The sequence below is a fragment of the Pseudomonas sp. KCJK9000 genome, assembly GCF_046230725.1.
Classification (GTDB): Bacteria; Pseudomonadota; Gammaproteobacteria; order Pseudomonadales; family Pseudomonadaceae; genus Aquipseudomonas; species Aquipseudomonas promysalinigenes.
The window spans coordinates 1-18,446 of sequence record NZ_JBJJLN010000067.1 but is presented as its reverse complement, the minus strand read 5'-3'; the positions used below and the strand labels follow the sequence as shown (position 1 = coordinate 18,446).

Genomic DNA, 18,446 nt, shown 5'->3' with positions numbered 1-18,446 from the left:
AGTATCGGACTTTTCGCCCCCACGCCTGAACTCAAATGCGTAAGTGAACAGCATTACGCCTTGCGGCGGCCTCTGCTTGATGCCCTATGTTGGCTTGTAATTATGAAGCGCTAGTTGGTGTACACGGGCCCCACGCCCAGGCCCCAGATGATCACGGTCAGAGCCATGATGGCCACCAGTACCACCAAGCCTACTGCAAGTACCGAACTTGAAAACAGAAAGCCCTCATCGGAAGGGATGTTCATGAATGTCGGCAACCCGACATACAGCAGGTAAACGGTGTAGCAAATGGCCGCGGTCCCCACCAGCATGCCCAGCCACAGGTGCGGGTACAGTGCCGCAAGCCCACCGATGAACAAGGGCGTAGCAGTGTAGGTGGCAAAGGCGATGCACTGCGCCATCGACGGGTTGGCGTCATAAGTGCGGGCCATCCAGTGGATGAATGCGCCCATCACCGCGACACCTGCGAGCATGGCCAGATACGACATGATGCTCATCCAGATAGCGCTTTCCATGGTCAGCATCACCGCCGGTCGGCTACCTATCACCCAGCCCACCTGGGTCGTGCCGATAAATGCGGAAATGGCGGGGATCGCCGCCAGAATCAGGGTATGGGTGAGGTACATGTGGCTGATGGTTTCTTCTTCGCCACGGATCTCGCGCCATTCCTGGTCGGGATGGGTAAACAGCCCCACTACGTGATGAATCATGCCGATCACTCCTCTTGTAGTTGCCAGTCGCCCCCCCTGTGGAGCGCAAAAGGCCCGAGGCCATGGCACCGAAGCTCAACGGTAATGTGGCCTTATGTCGCAGTATAGGAAGTCAATCCCGGCATAAAGCCCGGTTTTTAGAGCAAATCGCGCTGTGTGGGCTGCTGTTGATTACCTTGAAGTCTTTATCGGAATCCCTACAGGTGCTCGCGGTTTGTGCGTAAAATAGCCGGCTTTTGTCACACCTCGCGGATCCAAGCGCTATGGGCACCCTCTCGGTCAACCAGAACAAACTGCAAAAACGCCTGCGTCGCCTCGCAGGCGAAGCCATTACCGACTACAACATGATCGAGGATGGCGACAAGGTCATGGTCTGCCTGTCCGGCGGCAAGGACAGCTACACCATGCTCGATGTTCTGTTGCACCTGCAGAAGGTGGCGCCGATCACCTTCCAGATCGTGGCGGTGAACATGGACCAGAAGCAGCCGGGCTTCCCCGAGCATGTGCTGCCGGCCTATCTCAAGGAACTGGGCGTCGAGTACCACATCGTCGAAAAAGACACCTACTCGGTGGTCAAGGAGCTGGTACCTGAGGGCAAGACCACGTGCTCGCTGTGCTCGCGCCTGCGCCGTGGCACCCTGTACACCTTCGCCAATGAAATTGGTGCAACCAAGATGGCTTTGGGTCATCACCGAGATGACATCGTCGAAACCTTCTTCCTCAACATGTTCTTCAATGGCGCGCTCAAAGGCATGCCGCCAAAGCTGCGCGCCGATGACGGCCGCAACGTGGTGATCCGCCCGCTGGCCTACTGCAGCGAGAAAGACATTCAGGCCTACTCGGACATGAAGCAATTCCCGATCATCCCGTGCAACCTGTGCGGCTCGCAGGAAAACCTGCAGCGTCAGGTGGTCAAGGACATGCTGGTTGAGTGGGAACGCAAGCACCCAGGCCGCACCGAGAGTATCTTCCGCGCCATGCAGAACGTGGCGCCCTCGCAACTGGCCGACCGCAACCTCTTCGACTTCACCAGCCTGAAGATCGACGAGACCGCTACCCCTCGCTTTCTCGACGTGGTGAACATTTAACCTCATGCGCGATTATCAGTGGCTGCACGAGTACTGCCTCAACCGTTTCGGCTCGGCTCAGGCCCTGGAAGCGTTCTTGCCACAGCCGCGCACGCCTGCGCAGCTGCGCGCAATCACTGACGATCGCTATCTGTCGACCCTGGCCCTGCGGGTGTTCCGGGCTGGGCTCAAGCACAGCCTGGTCGATGCCAAGTGGCCTGCGTTCGAGCAAGTGTTCTTTGGCTTCGATCCAGAGAAGGTTGTGCTGATGGGGGCCGAACATCTGGAGCGGCTGATGCAGGACGAGCGCATCATCCGCCATCTGGGCAAGCTCAAGAGCGTGCCGCGCAACGCACAGATGATCCTCGATGTGACGAAAGAAAAGGGTAGTTTCGGTGCCTTCGTCGCCGACTGGCCAGTGACCGACATCGTCGGCCTGTGGAAGTACTTGGCCAAGCACGGTAACCAGCTGGGTGGGCTTTCGGCGCCGCGTTTCTTGCGTATGGTCGGCAAGGATACCTTCATCCCCACCGATGACATGGCGGCCGCGCTGATTGCGCAGAAAGTGATCGACAAACAGCCGACCAGCCAGCGTGACCTGGCGCTGGTGCAACAGGCGTTCAATCAATGGCACCAAGAGAGCGGCCGGCCGCTGTGCCAGTTGTCGGTGATGCTGGCGCATACCGTTAACCATTGAGGCCTGCTCTGGCCTCTTCACGGGTAACCCCGTTCCCACTAGGGCTGAGGATGTTGTGAGCTGATCGCCAGCCCAATGGAGCAACAGTATTCTCACTTTCGGCATGTTGCGCTGCGAAGGGCCGGGCACAGGTACGCAAAGCCGCGCCTAGAAACCACCCACAAAGCGACTAACGCCCTTCGCCCGCCATGCGCCGTTCGAACTGAAACTTCCAGCGCACATACAGTAGCCCAGCGATGAACAACCCCAGGCTCGCCACTATTTCGACCCAACCGAACACCGCCCGCGCCGGGTCGAACGCCGCCAGTACGCCCTTGATGAAATAAATGTTCACCACGAAGCAGACCCAGGCATGCGCTCGGGCGCTGCCCAGCAGCATGCCCGGCAACAGCAACAGCAGCGGCACCACTTCGATCGCCAGGATCACTTCGACCCGCGCCCCGTGCAGGTTGGCGAACCACAGGTTGTTCACCACCAGCAGGGCGATCAGGCCCAGGAAGAACGCCAGGCTCAACGCCCGCGCCAGCCGCAGGCGAGGTGCCAGCCAGTCGAGCGATGGGAGCACCTTGGGCTTTCTAGCCACGTGCCGCCTCCAGGGCCTTGGCCGTGTTCGCCAGGCGTTGGCCAAGGGCACGACACAGCGCGATCTCATGGGCGTCCAGTTCACGCTTGCCGTCCGCACCAGCATGGTGGCTAGCGCCATACGGCGTGCCACCACCACGGGTCTCGAGCAGGGCCGATTCACTGTAGGGCAAGCCCATCAGCAGCATGCCGTGGTGCATCAGCGGCAGCATCATCGACAGCAGGGTGGTTTCCTGGCCACCGTGAAGGCTGGCGGTGGAGGTGAACACGCCTGCCGGCTTGCCGACCAGCTCGCCACCGAGCCACAGGCTGCTGGTGCCGTCGAGGAAGTATTTAAGCGGCGCGGCCATGTTGCCAAAGCGCGTCGGGCTGCCCAGCACCAGCCCGGCGCAGTGGCGCAAGTCATCGAGGGTTGCATACAGTGCGCCGCTAGCCGGGATGTCCGGCGCCACGGCCTCGCACTCAGTGGAAATGGCCGGCACTGTGCGCAGGCGCGCTTCCATGCCCGTCAGCTCGATGCCGCGAGCGATGTGCCGGGCCATCTCGCTGGTCGAACCATGGCGGCTGTAATACAGCACCAGAATATAAGGCGCGCTCATGGCAGGATCTCCAGCACCTTCTCAGGCGGGCGGCCGATGACCGCTTTGCCGCCAGCGACCAGAATCGGCCGTTCGATCAGCTTGGGGTGCTGGACCATGGCGTCGATCAGTTGCGCATCGGTCAACGCCGGGTTGGCAAGGTCCAGGGCTTTGTATTCGTCTTCGCCACTGCGCAGCAGTTGGCGTGGCGCGATGCCCAGTTTGCCGAGCAGGGCTTTGAGCGTTGCGGCGTCGGGCGGGGTTTCCAGGTAGCGCACGATGGTCGGCGTCAGGCCGCGCTGTTCGAGCAGTTCCAGCGCGCCGCGGGATTTCGAGCAGCGCGGGTTATGATAGAGCGTCAAGTCAGTCATGTCGGGTCGCATCCAGCTGGGTGTGGCGGCTATTCTAACCGCAGCGACTGACCTATTTGCTTGAAACTTCGAGAAGGATTGACCCATGGCAAAGCGTCTGGCAGCAGTACTGGCCATCACCGCAAGCTTGTTGCTCGGTGGTTGCGGTGCCGATTACGGCGTGGACCAAGATGGCAAGACGGTAAAAGCCCAGCAGATCGACGGGCACTGGGTGGTACTCAATTATTGGGCCGAATGGTGTGGCCCTTGTCGCACCGAAGTGCCGGAGCTGAATCAGGCAGCCAAGCAGTGGGCGGCCGACGGCATCAAGGTGGTGGGGGTGAATTTCGATGGCCTGCAAGGTGCTGAGCTCAAGGAGGCAGCGCAGGCCCTGGGTATCGATTTCACGGTGCTGGCCCAGGACCCTGCCGAGCGCTATGACCTGCCGCGCAGCGAGGCACTGCCAGTCACCTACATCATCGATGACAAGGGCAAGGTGCGTGAGCAGTTGATGGGCGAGCAGACCCTGGAAGGGCTGCAGGCCAAGATCAAAGCCCTCAAAGGCGCGTGATCGATCAGGGCCGCACAGCGGCCCTGTGAGTTTTCAGCCTTCCTCGGGCCAGAAGCGCAGCGGCTTGCCCTCGGCCGGCCAGAAGCGCATTTGTTCGATGGGCGACACATCCCAACGCTGGACGCTCTCCAAGGCCTGCAGGAACTGTTTTTCCTGCTCCATCAGAGCAGGCGCACAAAGCTTGCGGGTCTTGCCTACCTTGCCGAAGCTCAAGTGCTTACCGTCCAGGGTGTACGGGGCAAACCAATGGTTGCAGCCGGCGTTACCGTAGGCGCGGCCATCGCTGGCCAAGGTCAGGGTAAGGTGGCTGTAGTCGATCAGCGGGCGCTCGCCGATCCACTCCAGTACATAGCTGCGGTCTTGCTGTAGCCGGTTGGGTTCATTGGCGCAGCCGAGCAGGCCGATGGCTACCAGTGCGCCCGTCAGCAGATGCTTCACTCGGCGCTCTCCTGGCAACGCGGGCACAGGTGCTTGTCGCCACGGCTCGCCCAGCCCAGTTCTGCGATACGGGCACTGGCAGCTGGCTGCCGGGCAGCTTTGCCAAGTTTTGCATCGACGGCGAACTCGAAGTCCAGTACAGCGTCGCAGCTGTCGCACTCGACCTTCCAGGTGAGTATTTCCAACTCGTTGAACACCGGGCCGCTGGCTACAGCAACCCATTGCCCGCGAGGGTTGATCAGGTGGCGCACGCTTTCAACGGTCAGGCGCATGGCCAGGTCCTTGCTGCCCTTGAGGGTGACGATCAGGACATCGCCTTTGTGCATCGAGCCGCCATTGCCAGTCACCTGATAACGGCCCGGCAGCAAGGCGCGGCATTCGATCAGGGTGTGTTGCGGGTTGAAAAGGGTGTAGCGGAAATCGTGTTCGACCATGGGTCCTCCAGAAATGCCGCGTATCCTAGCATCAACCACTGACCACATTCTGCGGATTGCCAGCCGCCCAGCGGATGATGTTGTCCAGCGTGGTGGTGGCGATACCGTCCAGTGCCTCGCGGGTCAGAAACGCCTGGTGGGCGGTCACGATCACATTGGGGAAGGTCAGCAGCCGTGCCAGCACATCATCCTGCAGTGGCATGTCGGAGCGGTCTTCGAAGAACAGTTGCGCCTCCTCTTCATAGACGTCCAGGCCCAGGTAGCCAAGCTGGCCGCTTTTGAGGGCGTCGATCAACGCCGGGGTGTCGACCAGTGCGCCACGGCCAGTGTTGATCAGCATCGCACCGGGTTGCAGCAGGCTTAGGCTCTGGGCGTTTATCAAATGCCGGGTGTGCTCGGTCAGCGGGCAGTGCAGGCTGATGATCCGAGCTTCGCGCAGCAGTTCGGGCAGCTCCAGATAGCGGGCGTCGAGGGCCAACAACTCGGGGTTGGGGGAGGGGTCGTATGCCAGCAATTGGCAGCCGAAACCGGCCATGATGCGCGCGAACGCAGCGCCGATCTGGCCGCTGCCAACCACGCCGACGGTCTTGCCATGCAGGTCGAAGCCGGTCAGCCCATGCAGGCTGAAGTCGCCTTCGCGGGTGCGGTTGTAGGCGCGGTGCAGCCTGCGGTTAAGCGCCAGAATCAGGGCCACGGCGTGCTCGGCCACGGCATGGGGTGAATAGGCCGGAACGCGTACGATGCCCAGGCCAAGGCGCTGCGCGGCAGGCAGGTCTACGTGGTTGTAGCCGGCCGAACGCAGGGCAATCAACCGCGTGCCGCCAGCGGCCAGGCGCTGCAACACCTGAGCGTCGAGTTCATCGTTGATGAATGCGCAGACCACCTCGAAGCCACTCGCCAGAGCGGCGGTGTCCAGGGTCAGGCGGGCGGGCTGATAGTGCAGGTCCAGGGCGCTGCCGCTGGCGGCCCGGGTAAAGCTTTCCTGGTCGTAGTGTTGGCTACTGAACAACAGCACGCGCATGGCATACCTCCGTTAGTGCAATGGCAACCGCCCGGCTACAGGGCCTGTGCTGCGAGGCGGCCGATCGCCGCATCCAGCTCATCCAGCGCCTGCAGTGCCTGGGGGCTGCCCTGTTTGAGCAAGGTTTCGCTGCGCTGGCAGGCCGCACGCAACTGGGGTACGCCGCAATAGCGCGAAGCACCGTTGAGCCTGTGCACCTGCTCGATCAGCGTCGTGCTATCGCGCGCCTCGCGGGCAGAACGGATTGCCAGGCGGTCACTTTCCAGCGATGCCAGCAGCATCGCCAACATGTCGGCTGCCAGGTCGGACTTACCAGCGGCCAGGCGCAGACCCTCGTCCGGGTCCAGTACCGGCAGCTCGCGGCTTTCACCCTGCTGCTCGTTTGTGAGCTCCTGTGCCGAGGTGCCAAGGCTCAAGCCGGCCCACTTCATCACCACCTGGGCCAGTTGTCGCTCGCTGATCGGTTTGGTCAGGTAGTCGTCCATGCCACTGTGCAACAAAGCGCGCTTTTCGTTGGCCATGGCATGGGCGGTCAGGGCAACGATCGGCAGCGGGGTGCCGCTTTGGGTCTTTTCCCAGAGGCGGATCTGCTCGGTACAGGCGCGCCCGTCCATGCCTGGCATCTGCACGTCCATGAACACCAGGTCGAACGGCTCGGCCTGTACCGCTTGCACAGCGGCATAGCCATTGTCCACCGCGACCACTTGCGCGCCCAGGTCTTCGAGCAGCGTCTGCACTAGTAGCAGGTTGGCGGCATTGTCGTCGACGCACAGGATCTTCGCCCGGCGCTGGCCGCCGCTGGCCAGCCCCGGCTCGGCCAGCGGCCGGCGCGGCTGCACCAGCTCCAGCAGCAGGCGGCGCAACTTGCGCGTGCAGGTCGGCTTGGTCAACAACTGCCCATGGCCATTGGGCAGGTAGGGGTGATAAAGCCCCTGCTCGGTGGTTGGGCACAACACCACGCACTGGCACTGCAAGCGCTCCAGTTGCTGGTTGTACCGGCCGAGCTGCTCCGGCGACAGGCTGCCGAGGTTAGCGCCGAGCACCGCGAATTCGAATGGCATGCCCGCCTGCAGGCCTGCCTGCACCGCTTCGAGCAATTGGTCGTAGGACGCGAACAGGCTGACGCTCAGGCCACAATCTTCCAGTTGGTGCTGCAGGGCCTGGCGCGCCAGTTCATGGCCGTCGACGATTGCCGCTCTGCGCCCGAGCAACGGTTGCAGCGGTTGCTGCTCTATGTCGTCATGGGCCTTGGGCAGGCTCAGGCTGATCCAGAACTGCGAGCCTTCCCCAGGCGTGCTGTCGACGCCTATTTCACCGCCCATTTGTTCGATCAGGCGCTTGGAGATCACCAGCCCCAGGCCGGTACCACCGGGCTGACGGGCCAGGGAGTTGTCAGCCTGGCTGAATGCCTGGAACAACGTGCGCACATCCTGCGGCGACAGGCCGATGCCAGTGTCTTGAACGCTGATGCGCAACTGGGCGCTGTCTTCATGCTCGTCTTCGAGCATGGCCCGGACCACGATGGTGCCTTCGCGGGTGAATTTGATCGCGTTGCTAACCAAGTTGGTGAGGATCTGCTTGAGCCGCAACGGGTCGCCGATCAATGACGAGGGGGTATCGCGGTAGATCAGGCTGAGCAGTTCCAGCTGTTTGGCATGGGCGGCGGGGGCCAGGATGGTCAGGGTGTCCTGGACCAGGTCGCGCAGGTTGAACGGGATGCTGTCGAGCACCAGTTTGCCGGCCTCGATCTTGGAGAAGTCGAGGATCTCGTTGATGATGCCCAGCAGGTTGTCGGCAGATTTCTCGATGGTGCCCAGGTAGTCGAGTTGCCGCGGCGTCATTTCGCTTTTCTGCAGCAGGTGGGTAAAGCCAAGAATGCCATTGAGCGGTGTGCGGATTTCATGGCTCATGTTGGCCAGGAACTCCGACTTGATGCGGCTGGCTTCCAGGGCCTCTTTGCGTGCCATGTCCAGCTCGATGTTCTGGATCTCGATGGTTTCCAGGTTCTGGCGAACATCCTCGGTCGCCTGGTCGATGCTGTGCTGCAACTCTTCATGTGCCCCGTGCAGCGTCTCGGCCATGCGGTTGATGCCGCGGGCCAGCTCGTCCAGTTCATGGCTGCCCATGGCCGGCAGGCGCTCGTCCAGGTGGCCGTCCTTGAGCTGGTTGACCGCATTCTTGATGCGTGCGATCGGGTCATTGATGGTGCGGCTCATGCGCATCGCCAACAGGCCACTGAGGGCCAGGCAGGCAAGGATCAGCAGCACGCTGGTGAACAGGTTGCGGTAGCCGCGCAGCAACATACCATCGTGGGACAGTTCGATTTCCACCCAACCCAGCAACCGCTCGGCCTCGTCGGGCACGGCATCGGTCGCCAAGTCGCGGTGGTGGCCGAAAACCGGCATCAGGTAGCGGGTTGCATCATTGCCGGTGCGTTGCAGCAGCTGTGTACCGGTTCCGCCGCTGGGGGGCAGGTTGATCATGCTTGGGCCGGCGTGGGCCAGGCGGCTGCGATCAGGCGCCAGAAACGCCACTGCGCGCACGTCGGCCTGCTCCAGGGTCTGCGCGGCAATGCGCTCAAGTTGGGCCGGTGTGCGGCGTGCCAGGGCCGGTGCGGCCAGCGGTGCCAATTGCTCGGCGAGCAGCTTGCCGCGCTGCATCAGTTGCGTGCGCAATTGGTCTTGCTGCAACCAGGTGAAATAGCTACCCAGCACCAGTGCCATCAGGCTGGCCGGCAGCAGCGCCAACAGCAGCACCCGGCTTCTGATTCCCAAACGATCGAGCACAGTCGCCTCCTGTGATGTGCCTGCGCCGTCGTCGCTGCGACGGGACAAAGCGGAAAGTTACTCCGCTGGCTGCCCTAATGCACCTTTTCCATGTCTTTTCATTGCTTGGCCAAGGCGTTTGTCGCTGGGCAGTTGCCTGGCAAGTAGGCATACACAATAATCCAGCAATTGAGAATTTATGGCAGTTGCTAATGAATCCTGTAACTAATTGCGTTTCCCGCATCCTCGCCATCGAAGACGATCCGGTGCTGGGGGGGTACCTGCACGACGCGTTACAGCGAGGTGGCTTTCAGGTCACTTGGTGCCGCGATGGGCTCGAAGGGCTGGAAGCGGTAAAGCGGCAGTCCTTCGACGTGGTGTTGATGGACATCCTGCTGCCAGGCCTCAATGGCCTGGATGCCCTTGCCCGGTTGCGCCATAGCCATGCCACCCCGGTGATCCTCATGTCGGCGCTGGGTGCCGAGGCGGATCGTATCAGCGGGTTCCAGCGCGGTGCCGACGACTACCTGCCCAAGCCCTTCAGCATGGCCGAACTGCAGGTGCGAATCGAGGCGATCCTGCGCCGGGTTGCCCTCGAGCGCCGGCATCAGCCGCCTTTGCAAGCCGTCGATGGCACGTTGCAGTTCGACGAATTCCTGAGTGACGTCAGCCTGGCAGGGCAGCCGGCTGGCATGACCCCTAGCGAATATCGCCTGTTCGATATGCTTTACCGCAATCGCGATGAAGTGCTCAGCAAGCCCTTTCTTTATCAGCACGTGCTACAGCGCGGCTATTCGCGTCATGACCGCAGCCTGGACATGCATGTCAGCCAGATACGCCGCAAGCTCAAGGGCATCGGTTACCACGAGCGGCAGGTCCGCACGGTATGGGGCAAAGGCTACGTACTGAGCGCCGGCGAGGCGGACTGAAGATGCTCGATCGCCATTCGTTGTTCTGGAGGCTGGCCATTTTGCTGGTGGGCTTCTGCCTGTTGATGATCGGCCTTAGCTACAGCTGGGGCCGGCATATGGAAACCCGCAACGCATTTCTCGACGAACCGGCCCGCCAGGTGCTGCGCGGCTATGCCAGCGAGGCTGAGCAGGCGTGGCGCGGCGGTGGGCGCGAAGGCCTGGACCGATGGGTCAGTGCAATGCATCAGCGTGAGCACGGCTGGATCGGCGTGCTCGACCTCAACCTCAAACCGCTCAACAGCGCAGCCCCAGGGCCCGAGGTGATGCAGCGGCTGACCCGCTTGCGTGGCGTCGACTGGCCCATGAGCCGGCGCAGCACTGAGCAGCCGTGGTTGCGCATACCGTTTCCCGGCGCGCCGCAGCAAGGCATGCTGGTGATGGAGCTGCCCACCCGGCTCAACCCCGGCCAGTACCGCCTGGCCTGGCAGATCGTCACCAACGGCATCATCCCCGGTGTGTTTACCTTGCTGCTGTGCGTGGGGCTTTACCGGATGTTGATCGTGCCCCTCAACCAGTTGCGCGAGCAGGCCTCTGCTTGGCGCGCCGATCAACTCAACGCCCGCCTGGACTCGCGCCTGATCGCCCGGCATGACGAACTGGGGGAGCTGGCGCGCGCTTTCGACCAGATGGCCGAGCGACTGCAGGATACCGTGGCCATGCAGCAACAGCTGCTGCGTGATCTGTCCCATGAAATGCGCACGCCACTGAGCCGCTTGCGAGTGGCTTGCGACGGCGAGACCGACCTGGTGCGCCTGCGTGAACGCCTGGTGCGCGAGGTGGGCTGCATGCAGCAGTTGGTGGAGGACACACTGCAATTGGCCTGGCAGGATGCCGAGCGGACACCGATGAACCTTGAACCTATCCAGGTACAAGCGCTATGGGACCTGCTGGCAGAGAATGCTTGCTACGAAAGCGGTTGGGCCCCTGAACGCCTGCGCTGCGACTTGCCAGCTGATTGTTGGGTACAAGGCAACCTTAACTACTTGGCCCAGGCGTTGGAGAACCTGTTGCGCAACGCCATTCGTCATTCGCCTGACAACGGTGTGGTGCGCCTGGGCGGCCAGCGTGAGGGCGGCTACTGGCGTTTATGGCTGCAGGACGAGGGCGCAGGTGTCGCCGATGTAGATCTGGAGCGGATCTTCGCACCGTTCTCCCGGCTCGAAGGCTCACGACCCGGGGATGGCGGTTTTGGCCTGGGCCTGAGCATTGCCCGCAGTGCCATCCAGCGTCAGGGCGGCACGCTTTGGGCAGAGAATGCGATCCAAGGCTTGCGCTTGTGCATGCGGCTGCCGGTCAACCCGCTAGCCTGAGGGGAGCAGGGGTGGTTGATAAGGGCATCAGCGCTGCGGGCGCACAGGGATTTGGCCGCTTATAGCGGTTGGCTATAGTCACCGCAGATTGCGTGATATGGCCGGGAAGGGTTTGCCGGTATGATAGGCGCCCCTGCCGTCCGGATTGTGAAATACACCATGACCTTGCAGTACCCAACCATCGCCGATTGCGTCGGCAATACGCCTCTGGTTCGCCTGCAGCGCATCGCTGGGCAAACCAGCAATACCCTTCTGCTCAAGCTTGAAGGTAACAATCCTGCCGGCTCGGTCAAGGACCGCCCGGCGCTGTCGATGATCACCCGCGCCGAACTGCGCGGCCAGATCAAGCCAGGCGACACCCTGATCGAAGCCACCTCTGGCAACACCGGCATCGCTCTGGCGATGGCCGCGGCGATCAAGGGTTACAAGATGATCCTGATCATGCCTGACAACTCCACCGCTGAACGCAAGGCGGCGATGACCGCCTACGGCGCCGAGCTGATTCTGGTGACCAAGGAAGAGGGCATGGAGGGTGCTCGCGATCTGGCCGAGAGGCTGCAGGCCGAGGGCCGCGGTTTGGTTCTTGACCAGTTCGCCAATGGTGACAACCCCATCGCCCACTACAACAGCACCGGCCCGGAGATCTGGCAGCAGACTCATGGCAGCGTCACCCATTTCATCAGCTCGATGGGCACCACTGGCACCATCATGGGCTGCTCGCAGTACCTCAAAGAACAGAACCCCAACGTGCAGATCGTCGGCCTGCAGCCGATGGAAGGCTCGGCCATCCCCGGTATCCGCCGTTGGCCCGAGGAGTACCTGCCGAAGATTTTCGATGCCACCCGTGTCGACCGGGTTATGGACATGTCGCAGCAGGAGGCCGAAGACACAACCCGCCGCCTGGCGCGCGAAGAGGGCATTTTCTGTGGCGTGTCCTCAGGTGGTGCGGTAGCCGCCATGCTGCGCCTGTCCCGCGAGGTGGAAAACGCCGTGATGGTCGCGATCATCTGTGATCGCGGCGACCGTTACCTGTCCACCGGCCTGTTCGACCCAAGCTAAATGTCTAAGAAAAAAAGCAATAGCGGCCTGCGCTTTCAACCAGCTGGCGGCAGCCGCACGCCTCAGGTCCCCGTGGGCAAGAAGCAGCGCCTGGATATCGAGCGCCTGGCCGGTGACGGCCGCGGCATCGCCTTCGTGGAAGGGCGCACCTGGTTCGTCAGTGGCGCCCTGGCAGGTGAAGCGGTCGAAGCGCGCGTGCTCAATGCCCGCGGCAAGGTGGTCGAGGCGCGCCTTGAGCGTGTGCTGCAGGCCAGCCCCGAGCGCCGTCAGGCTCCATGCCGCCATTATCAGCAATGTGGCGGCTGTAACCTGCAACACCTGCCCCACGACGCCCAGTTGGCGCTCAAGCAGCGGACTTTGGCAGAGCAGTTGCAACGTGTGGCTGGTGTGCAGCCCGAAGCCTGGGCCGCGCCGCTGAGTGGGCCGGAATTCGGCTATCGGCGCCGGGCACGTGTGGCCGTGCGCTGGGACGCCAAGGCCAAGCACCTGGACGTTGGATTCCGCGCCGAGGCCAGTCAGGAAATTGTCTCCATTAATGACTGCGCCGTGCTGGTACAGCCTTTGCAGTCTATTCTCCGGCATTTGCCGACCGTGCTGCGTTCGCTGAGCAAGCCGCAGGCCATCGGCCATGTGGAGCTGTTCAGTGGGACTGCCGAAGCTGTGCTGGTGCGCCATGTGGCACCGCTGCCGGAAGACGATCTGCTGCGCCTGCAGGCATTTTGCGACCAAGCCAAGGCCCAGCTTTGGCTGCAGGGTGAAGGGGAGCCGCAACCTTGCGATGGCGCTGCGACGCTGGGCTTTGCCTTGTCGCCTTGGCAGCTTGAGCTGGCATGGCGCCCCGGGGACTTCGTTCAGGTCAACGCCCAGGTCAACACCGCGATGATCGAGCAGGCCTTGGCCTGGCTCGCGCCCCAGGCGCACGAGCGGGTGCTGGACCTGTTCTGCGGGCTGGGCAACTTCGCGCTGCCGCTGGCGCGCCAGGCCCGGGAGGTGGTGGCGGTTGAAGGTGTACAGGCCATGGTCGATAGGGCCGCAGCCAATGCCCGAAACAACGATGTGCATAACGCCGCGTTTTTTCAGGCCGATTTATCGCAGCCTTTGGCAGGCGCCGAATGGGCCGCCGAGGGCTTTTCTGCGGTACTCTTGGATCCACCGCGCGACGGTGCATACGAGGTGGTGCAAGGCATCGCCCGTCTCAACGCCAAGCGCTTGGTGTACGTATCGTGCAACCCGGCCACACTGGCGCGAGACGCCCAGGTGCTGGTCGGCCAGGGGTACCGGTTAAAAAGGGCCGGGATTCTCGACATGTTTCCTCAGACGGCACATGTCGAAGCCATGGCGTTATTCGAAGCGGGCTAGCAAACTGGCCCCTTGGTGCGGTTTCCACGGAAGTGAAGCTGTACGGTGATAGCCAGCGCACCCGTGTGGTGCGCTGTATGGAAAGGTATAACAAAGATGGTACAGGTGAGAGTGCACCAGCCGGTCAATACGGACGGCAGTATCAATCTCGATGCATGGCTGGACCATGTGGTGAGCGTCGATTCGGCTCTGGATCGCGTGGCGTTGAAAGAGGCCTGCGAGTTCGCCCAGGAAATCGAAAAAAAGGGTAACCCGGCAAAGCATTCGTGGGCCGATGGTACGTCCAGTTTTCAGGCTGGCCTGGAAATTGCCGAAATCCTCGCCGACCTGAAGCTCGATCAGGACTCGTTGGTCGCGGCGGTGATCTACCGCTCGGTACGCGAAGGCAAGGTGACCCTGGCCGAGGTTGGCCAGCGTTTCGGCCCGGTAGTGTCCAAGCTGATCGACGGCGTGCTGCGCATGGCGGCCATCAGTGCCAGCCTCAGCCCACGTCAGTCGCTGGTACTTGGTTCCCAGGCGCAGGTCGAGAACCTGCGTAAGATGCTCGTGGCAATGGTCGATGACGTGCGGGTGGCCCTGATCAAGCTGGCCGAACGCACGTGCGCGATCCGCGCGGTGAAATCCGCCGATGACGAAAAACGCCTGCGCGTGGCGCGCGAGGTATTCGACATCTATGCGCCGCTGGCACACCGGTTGGGTATCGGCCACATCAAATGGGAGCTGGAAGACCTGTCTTTCCGCTACCTGGAGCCTGACCAGTACAAGCAGATCGCCAAGCTACTGCATGAGCGCCGCCTGGACCGTGAGCGGTTCATCAGCGATGTGATGAACCAGCTGCAGAACGAACTGTTGGCCACCGGGGTCAAGGCCGATATCAGCGGCCGGGCAAAACACATCTACTCGATCTGGCGCAAGATGCAGCGCAAAGGCCTGGAGTTCAGCCAGATCTACGACGTGCGTGCGGTGCGGGTACTGGTGCCGGAGGTGCGTGACTGCTATACCGCGCTCGGTATCGTGCACACCCTGTGGCGGCACATCCCCAAAGAGTTCGACGACTACATCGCCAACCCCAAGGAAAACGGCTACCGCTCGCTGCACACGGCGGTGATCGGCCCGGAGGGCAAGGTGCTGGAAGTGCAGATCCGCACCCACGGCATGCACGAAGAGGCCGAACTTGGCGTTTGCGCCCATTGGCGCTACAAGGGCACCGACGTCAAGCCAAGCTCGAACCATTACGAAGAGAAGATTTCCTGGCTGCGCCAGGTACTCGAGTGGCATGAAGAGTTGGGCGATATCGGCGGCCTGGCCGAACAGCTGCGTGTCGATATCGAACCCGATCGGGTCTATGTATTCACCCCCGACGGCCATGCCATCGACCTGCCCAAAGGTGCCACGCCGCTGGACTTCGCCTACCGCGTGCACACCGAGATCGGTCATAACTGCCGGGGCGCCAAGATCAACGGGCGCATCGTGCCGCTCAACTACACCCTGCAGACCGGCGAGCAGGTGGAGATCATCACCAGCAAGCACGGTAACCCAAGCCGTGACTGGCTGAACTCCAACCTGGGCTACGTCACCACTTCACGGGCCCGAGCCAAGATCGTTCACTGGTTCAAACTGCAGGCGCGTGACCAGAACGTCGCTGCCGGCAAAACCTTGCTTGAGCGCGAACTCAGCCGCCTGGGCTTGCCACAGGTGGACTTCGAACGGCTCGCCGAGAAGACCAATGTCAAGACGGCCGAGGACATGTTCGCCTCGCTCGGTGCCGGCGACCTGCGCCTGGCGCATTTGGTCAATGCCGCCCAGCAGTTGCTCGAGCCCGAGCGGATCGAGCAGATCGAATTGGTGCCGCGCAAGCCTACGGGGCCGCGCACCGGCAAGCGTGGCGATATCCAGATCCAGGGTGTCGGCAACCTGCTCACGCAGATGGCCGGCTGCTGCCAGCCGCTGCCGGGCGACGCCATTGTCGGCTATATCACCCAGGGCCGCGGCGTCAGCATCCACCGCCAGGACTGCGCCTCGGCGCTACAGCTTGCAGGGCGCGAGCCAGAGCGAATGATCCAGGTTAGCTGGGGCCCGATCCCGGTTCAGACCTACCCGGTCGACATCGTGATCCGCGCCTATGACCGCCCGGGGTTGCTGCGCGACGTATCGCAAGTGCTGCTGAACGAGAAAATCAACGTACTGGCGGTCAACACCCGTTCGAACAAGGAAGACAACACCGCGCTGATGTCGCTGACCATCGAGATTCCGGGCCTGGACGCGCTGGGGCGCCTGCTGGGGCGGATATCGCAGTTGCCGAATATCATCGAGACGCGGCGTAACCGTACCCCTTGAGCGCGCGTGGCCATTTTCGCGGGTAAACCCGCTCCTTCAGGTACAGTGCATATTTTCACGCTGCACAAATCCCTGCAGGACCGGGTTCACCCGTGAACAAGGCACCACCGAAGGACCTGCTTAAATGACCTACACCCTCCAAGACCTGCTGCACCTCATGGCCCGTCTGCGCGACCCGCAGTATGGGTGCCCTTGGGACCTCAAGCAGAACTATGCGAGCATCGTCCCCTACACCCTCGAGGAGGCGTACGAAGTCGCCGACACCATCGAGCGTGGCGATTTCGAGCACCTGCAGGGTGAGTTGGGCGACCTGTTGTTTCAGGTGGTCTACTACAGCCAACTGGCACGAGAAGAAGGGCGCTTCGAGTTCGACGGTGTGGTCGACAGCATCACCCGCAAGCTGATCCGTCGTCATCCTCACGTATTCCCCACAGGCGAGCTGTATGCGCCGCTGGATACCCCCAGTCTGAACGAAGCTCAGGTCAAGTCGCGCTGGGAGCAGATCAAGGCCGAAGAACGCGCCGAAAAGAGCACACCCGAACAACTGTCTTTGCTCGACGATATACCAGCGGCATTGCCTGCCCTGTCACGCGCCGCCAAACTGCAGAAGCGTGCGGCCACCGTAGGCTTCGACTGGCCAGCGGCGTTGCCGGTGCTGGACAAGGTCCGTGAGGAGCTGGACGAGGTATTGCAGGCCATGGCCGACAATGACGCTGACGCGCTTGAGGATGAAGTCGGCGACTTGTTGTTCGCCGCCGTGAACCTGGCTCGCCACCTCAAGCAAGACCCTGAAAATGCCCTGCGCCGGGCCAACCGCAAGTTCGAGCGGCGTTTCCGCTTCATCGAACAGGCATTGCGCGACAGTGGCCGCCCCATAGAAACTTGTAACCTTGACGAGCTGGACGCCCTATGGGGCGAGGCCAAGCGTCAGGAAAAGAACCTGCCCAGCTGCGGCTGAGCTGTTGCATAAGTGAGTGAACATTCATGAGCCTTTCCCTTCGCGACCAATTGCTCAAAGCCGGTCTGGTCAACCAGAAACAGGTCTCGCAGACCAACAAAGCCCAGAAGAAACAGAAGCGCCTGGAGCACAAGGGCCAGGTCGAAGTCGATGACAGCCAGCAGCGCATGGCCAAGGAGGCGATGGCCGAAAAAGCCAAGCGCGACCAGGAGCTCAACCGCCAGCAGCAGGAAAAGGCCGAGCAGAAGGCCCGGGCGGCGCAGATCAAACAGTTGATCGAAGCTACGCGCCTGCCCAAGTTGACCACCGAGGACTACTACAACTTCGTCGACGACAAGAAGGTCAAGCGCATTGCAGTCAATGCCTTGATGCGCACAAAGCTGAGCAATGGCGCGTTGGCCATCGTGTCGCACGGCGGTAGCTATGAGGTGATTCCCCGTGAGGCGGCAGTGAAGATTCAGGAGCGTGACCCTAACCGCATCCTGCTGCTCAATACCCACGTGGAGGAAGCGGACGAGGATGATCCGTATGCGGCCTACAAGATCCCTGATGATCTGATGTGGTGACCGCGAAAACCCGCTCTGGCCAAGGCCTGTCAGTTTAATTTTGCTGCTCATCCATTTGGGCTGCATTGCAGCCCATTGTGGGTAAACCCGCTCTTGCAGGTAATGCGCCGGCTAAATTTCGAGCGCATCAACTGTAAGAACGGGTTCAGTTACGCCGGGCTGCGAAACAGCCCCAATCGGCTTCACTGGCTGGCGTTACCGCTTAGGCCGGTTTGCTATCGAGAAGCGGTTTATTGCGTCGTGCGCTGTTTTTCCAGGTCTTCGAGCTCGGCACGGTACTGGTGGGCTTGCTGTTCGTCGTGGAACATGCCGACCAATTGGCCCTGCTGGTGCACATCCCAGATCCGCACACCAGCGGCCAGGCCTTCGTGGGACATTTTCGATTCGTCACGTTCGGTTACTTGGACTGTCATCGGTAAACTCCACTGCTTTAGTTGGCTGCGACGCTGTGTCGCACACCCCCTTTATAGAGTTTGTTAGCAGGCTAAGTAAATAAACTGGCCATGAAACAATTTTCATGAACGCCAGCCAAAAAGAAGTCCCGCACAAGGTGTAATGCTGTTCCCTTGAGGCTAGAGGCTCGGCGTGAGCTCTTCGGTGAGGCGCAGATCGAGCGCCGCCCGCGCGGCGCATCGCGAGCTGCGCTCGCTCCTACGTTTGTTTCGGGCCAGTA

General features: G+C 61.9%; 19 protein-coding genes. 10 read left to right on the top strand and 9 right to left on the bottom strand.

The window, feature by feature from the left end; all coding sequences use genetic code 11:
• Positions 1-110 precede the first annotated feature (110 nt).
• Complete coding sequence (locus ACK59H_RS20695; RefSeq protein ID WP_060480316.1) at positions 111-710, bottom strand: Yip1 family protein; 600 nt, start codon at positions 708-710, stop codon at positions 111-113.
• 263 nt (positions 711-973) lie between these two features.
• On the opposite strand from ACK59H_RS20695, the gene ttcA reads away from it, so the two are divergent.
• Together ttcA and ACK59H_RS20685 are read left to right on the top strand one after the other, a co-directional pair.
• A complete protein-coding gene (ttcA, locus tag ACK59H_RS20690; RefSeq protein ID WP_409264841.1) occupies positions 974-1,798 on the top strand; it encodes a tRNA 2-thiocytidine(32) synthetase TtcA in 825 nt (274 codons plus the stop codon).
• A 4-nt stretch (positions 1,799-1,802) separates the two neighbouring features.
• Positions 1,803-2,474: a DNA-3-methyladenine glycosylase I gene (locus ACK59H_RS20685; RefSeq protein ID WP_060480314.1), complete on the top strand. Its 672-nt coding sequence runs from the start codon at positions 1,803-1,805 to the stop codon at positions 2,472-2,474.
• 169 nt (positions 2,475-2,643) lie between these two features.
• On the opposite strand, the gene ACK59H_RS20680 is transcribed toward ACK59H_RS20685, so the two are convergent.
• From ACK59H_RS20680 to arsC, 3 genes are read right to left on the bottom strand one after another with little or no spacing between them, the layout of a single operon-like run.
• Positions 2,644-3,057 carry a DUF2069 domain-containing protein gene (locus tag ACK59H_RS20680; RefSeq protein ID WP_060480313.1) on the bottom strand — a complete coding sequence of 138 codons (414 nt, stop codon included), beginning with the start codon at positions 3,055-3,057 and terminating at the stop codon, positions 2,644-2,646.
• Positions 3,050-3,655, bottom strand: a complete 606-nt coding sequence (gene wrbA, locus ACK59H_RS20675) for an NAD(P)H:quinone oxidoreductase (protein ID WP_060480312.1) — start codon at positions 3,653-3,655, stop codon at positions 3,050-3,052. Before wrbA ends, ACK59H_RS20680 begins: the two co-directional genes overlap by 8 nt.
• Positions 3,652-4,005 (bottom strand): arsenate reductase (glutaredoxin), encoded by a 354-nt coding sequence (gene arsC / locus ACK59H_RS20670; protein WP_060480311.1) that lies wholly within the window; start codon positions 4,003-4,005, stop codon positions 3,652-3,654. Before arsC ends, wrbA begins: the two co-directional genes overlap by 4 nt.
• 85 nt (positions 4,006-4,090) lie before the next feature.
• Between arsC and ACK59H_RS20665 the strand changes: the two genes are divergently transcribed.
• A complete protein-coding gene (locus tag ACK59H_RS20665) occupies positions 4,091-4,555 on the top strand; it encodes a TlpA disulfide reductase family protein (protein ID WP_261744969.1) in 465 nt (154 codons plus the stop codon).
• Positions 4,556-4,588: 33 nt separating this feature from the next.
• On the opposite strand, the gene ACK59H_RS20660 is transcribed toward ACK59H_RS20665, so the two are convergent.
• Genes ACK59H_RS20660 through ACK59H_RS20645 form a run of 4 tightly spaced genes read right to left on the bottom strand, consistent with a single transcriptional unit; the run spans position 4,589 to position 9,234 of the window.
• Positions 4,589-4,993 carry an META domain-containing protein gene (locus ACK59H_RS20660; RefSeq protein ID WP_186476494.1) on the bottom strand — a complete coding sequence of 135 codons (405 nt, stop codon included), beginning with the start codon at positions 4,991-4,993 and terminating at the stop codon, positions 4,589-4,591.
• Entirely contained in the window at positions 4,990-5,427 is a 438-nt protein-coding gene (locus tag ACK59H_RS20655) for a hypothetical protein (RefSeq protein ID WP_409264840.1), read from the bottom strand. The genes ACK59H_RS20660 and ACK59H_RS20655 overlap by 4 nt, the downstream gene beginning before the upstream one ends.
• 31 nt (positions 5,428-5,458) lie before the next feature.
• Positions 5,459-6,448, bottom strand: coding sequence for a 2-hydroxyacid dehydrogenase (locus ACK59H_RS20650; RefSeq protein WP_409264839.1), 990 nt, complete (start codon positions 6,446-6,448; stop codon positions 5,459-5,461).
• A 35-nt stretch (positions 6,449-6,483) separates the two neighbouring features.
• The gene (locus ACK59H_RS20645; RefSeq protein ID WP_409264838.1) at positions 6,484-9,234 is read right to left on the bottom strand and encodes a response regulator; all 2,751 of its coding nucleotides are present in this window, start codon (positions 9,232-9,234) and stop codon (positions 6,484-6,486) included.
• A gap of 191 nt (positions 9,235-9,425) precedes the next feature.
• Between ACK59H_RS20645 and ACK59H_RS20640 the strand changes: the two genes are divergently transcribed.
• The 7 genes from ACK59H_RS20640 to ACK59H_RS20610 all read left to right on the top strand — a co-directional run bounded on the left by ACK59H_RS20640 (position 9,426) and on the right by ACK59H_RS20610 (position 17,773).
• Positions 9,426-10,142 (top strand): response regulator transcription factor, encoded by a 717-nt coding sequence (locus ACK59H_RS20640; protein WP_409264837.1) that lies wholly within the window; start codon positions 9,426-9,428, stop codon positions 10,140-10,142.
• A 2-nt stretch (positions 10,143-10,144) separates the two neighbouring features.
• Complete coding sequence (locus tag ACK59H_RS20635; protein WP_409264836.1) at positions 10,145-11,494, top strand: histidine kinase sensor domain-containing protein; 1,350 nt, start codon at positions 10,145-10,147, stop codon at positions 11,492-11,494.
• A 159-nt stretch (positions 11,495-11,653) separates the two neighbouring features.
• Positions 11,654-12,553 carry a cysteine synthase CysM gene (gene cysM, locus ACK59H_RS20630; RefSeq protein ID WP_060480304.1) on the top strand — a complete coding sequence of 300 codons (900 nt, stop codon included), beginning with the start codon at positions 11,654-11,656 and terminating at the stop codon, positions 12,551-12,553.
• Positions 12,554-13,912 (top strand): 23S rRNA (uracil(1939)-C(5))-methyltransferase RlmD, encoded by a 1,359-nt coding sequence (gene rlmD / locus ACK59H_RS20625; RefSeq protein ID WP_186476499.1) that lies wholly within the window; start codon positions 12,554-12,556, stop codon positions 13,910-13,912.
• A 96-nt stretch (positions 13,913-14,008) separates the two neighbouring features.
• Entirely contained in the window at positions 14,009-16,249 is a 2,241-nt protein-coding gene (relA, locus tag ACK59H_RS20620) for a GTP diphosphokinase (RefSeq protein WP_186476500.1), read from the top strand.
• 124 nt (positions 16,250-16,373) lie between these two features.
• Positions 16,374-17,207, top strand: a complete 834-nt coding sequence (gene mazG / locus ACK59H_RS20615) for a nucleoside triphosphate pyrophosphohydrolase (RefSeq protein WP_397468191.1) — start codon at positions 16,374-16,376, stop codon at positions 17,205-17,207.
• Positions 17,208-17,233: 26 nt separating this feature from the next.
• Positions 17,234-17,773 (top strand): DUF2058 domain-containing protein, encoded by a 540-nt coding sequence (locus tag ACK59H_RS20610; protein WP_060480300.1) that lies wholly within the window; start codon positions 17,234-17,236, stop codon positions 17,771-17,773.
• Positions 17,774-18,003: 230 nt separating this feature from the next.
• Here ACK59H_RS20610 and ACK59H_RS20605 read toward each other — a convergent pair whose 3' ends face one another.
• On the bottom strand, positions 18,004-18,186 hold the full coding sequence (locus tag ACK59H_RS20605) for a hypothetical protein (RefSeq protein WP_060480299.1): 183 nt from the start codon (positions 18,184-18,186) through the stop codon (positions 18,004-18,006).
• Between the last annotated feature and the right edge of the window lie 260 nt (positions 18,187-18,446).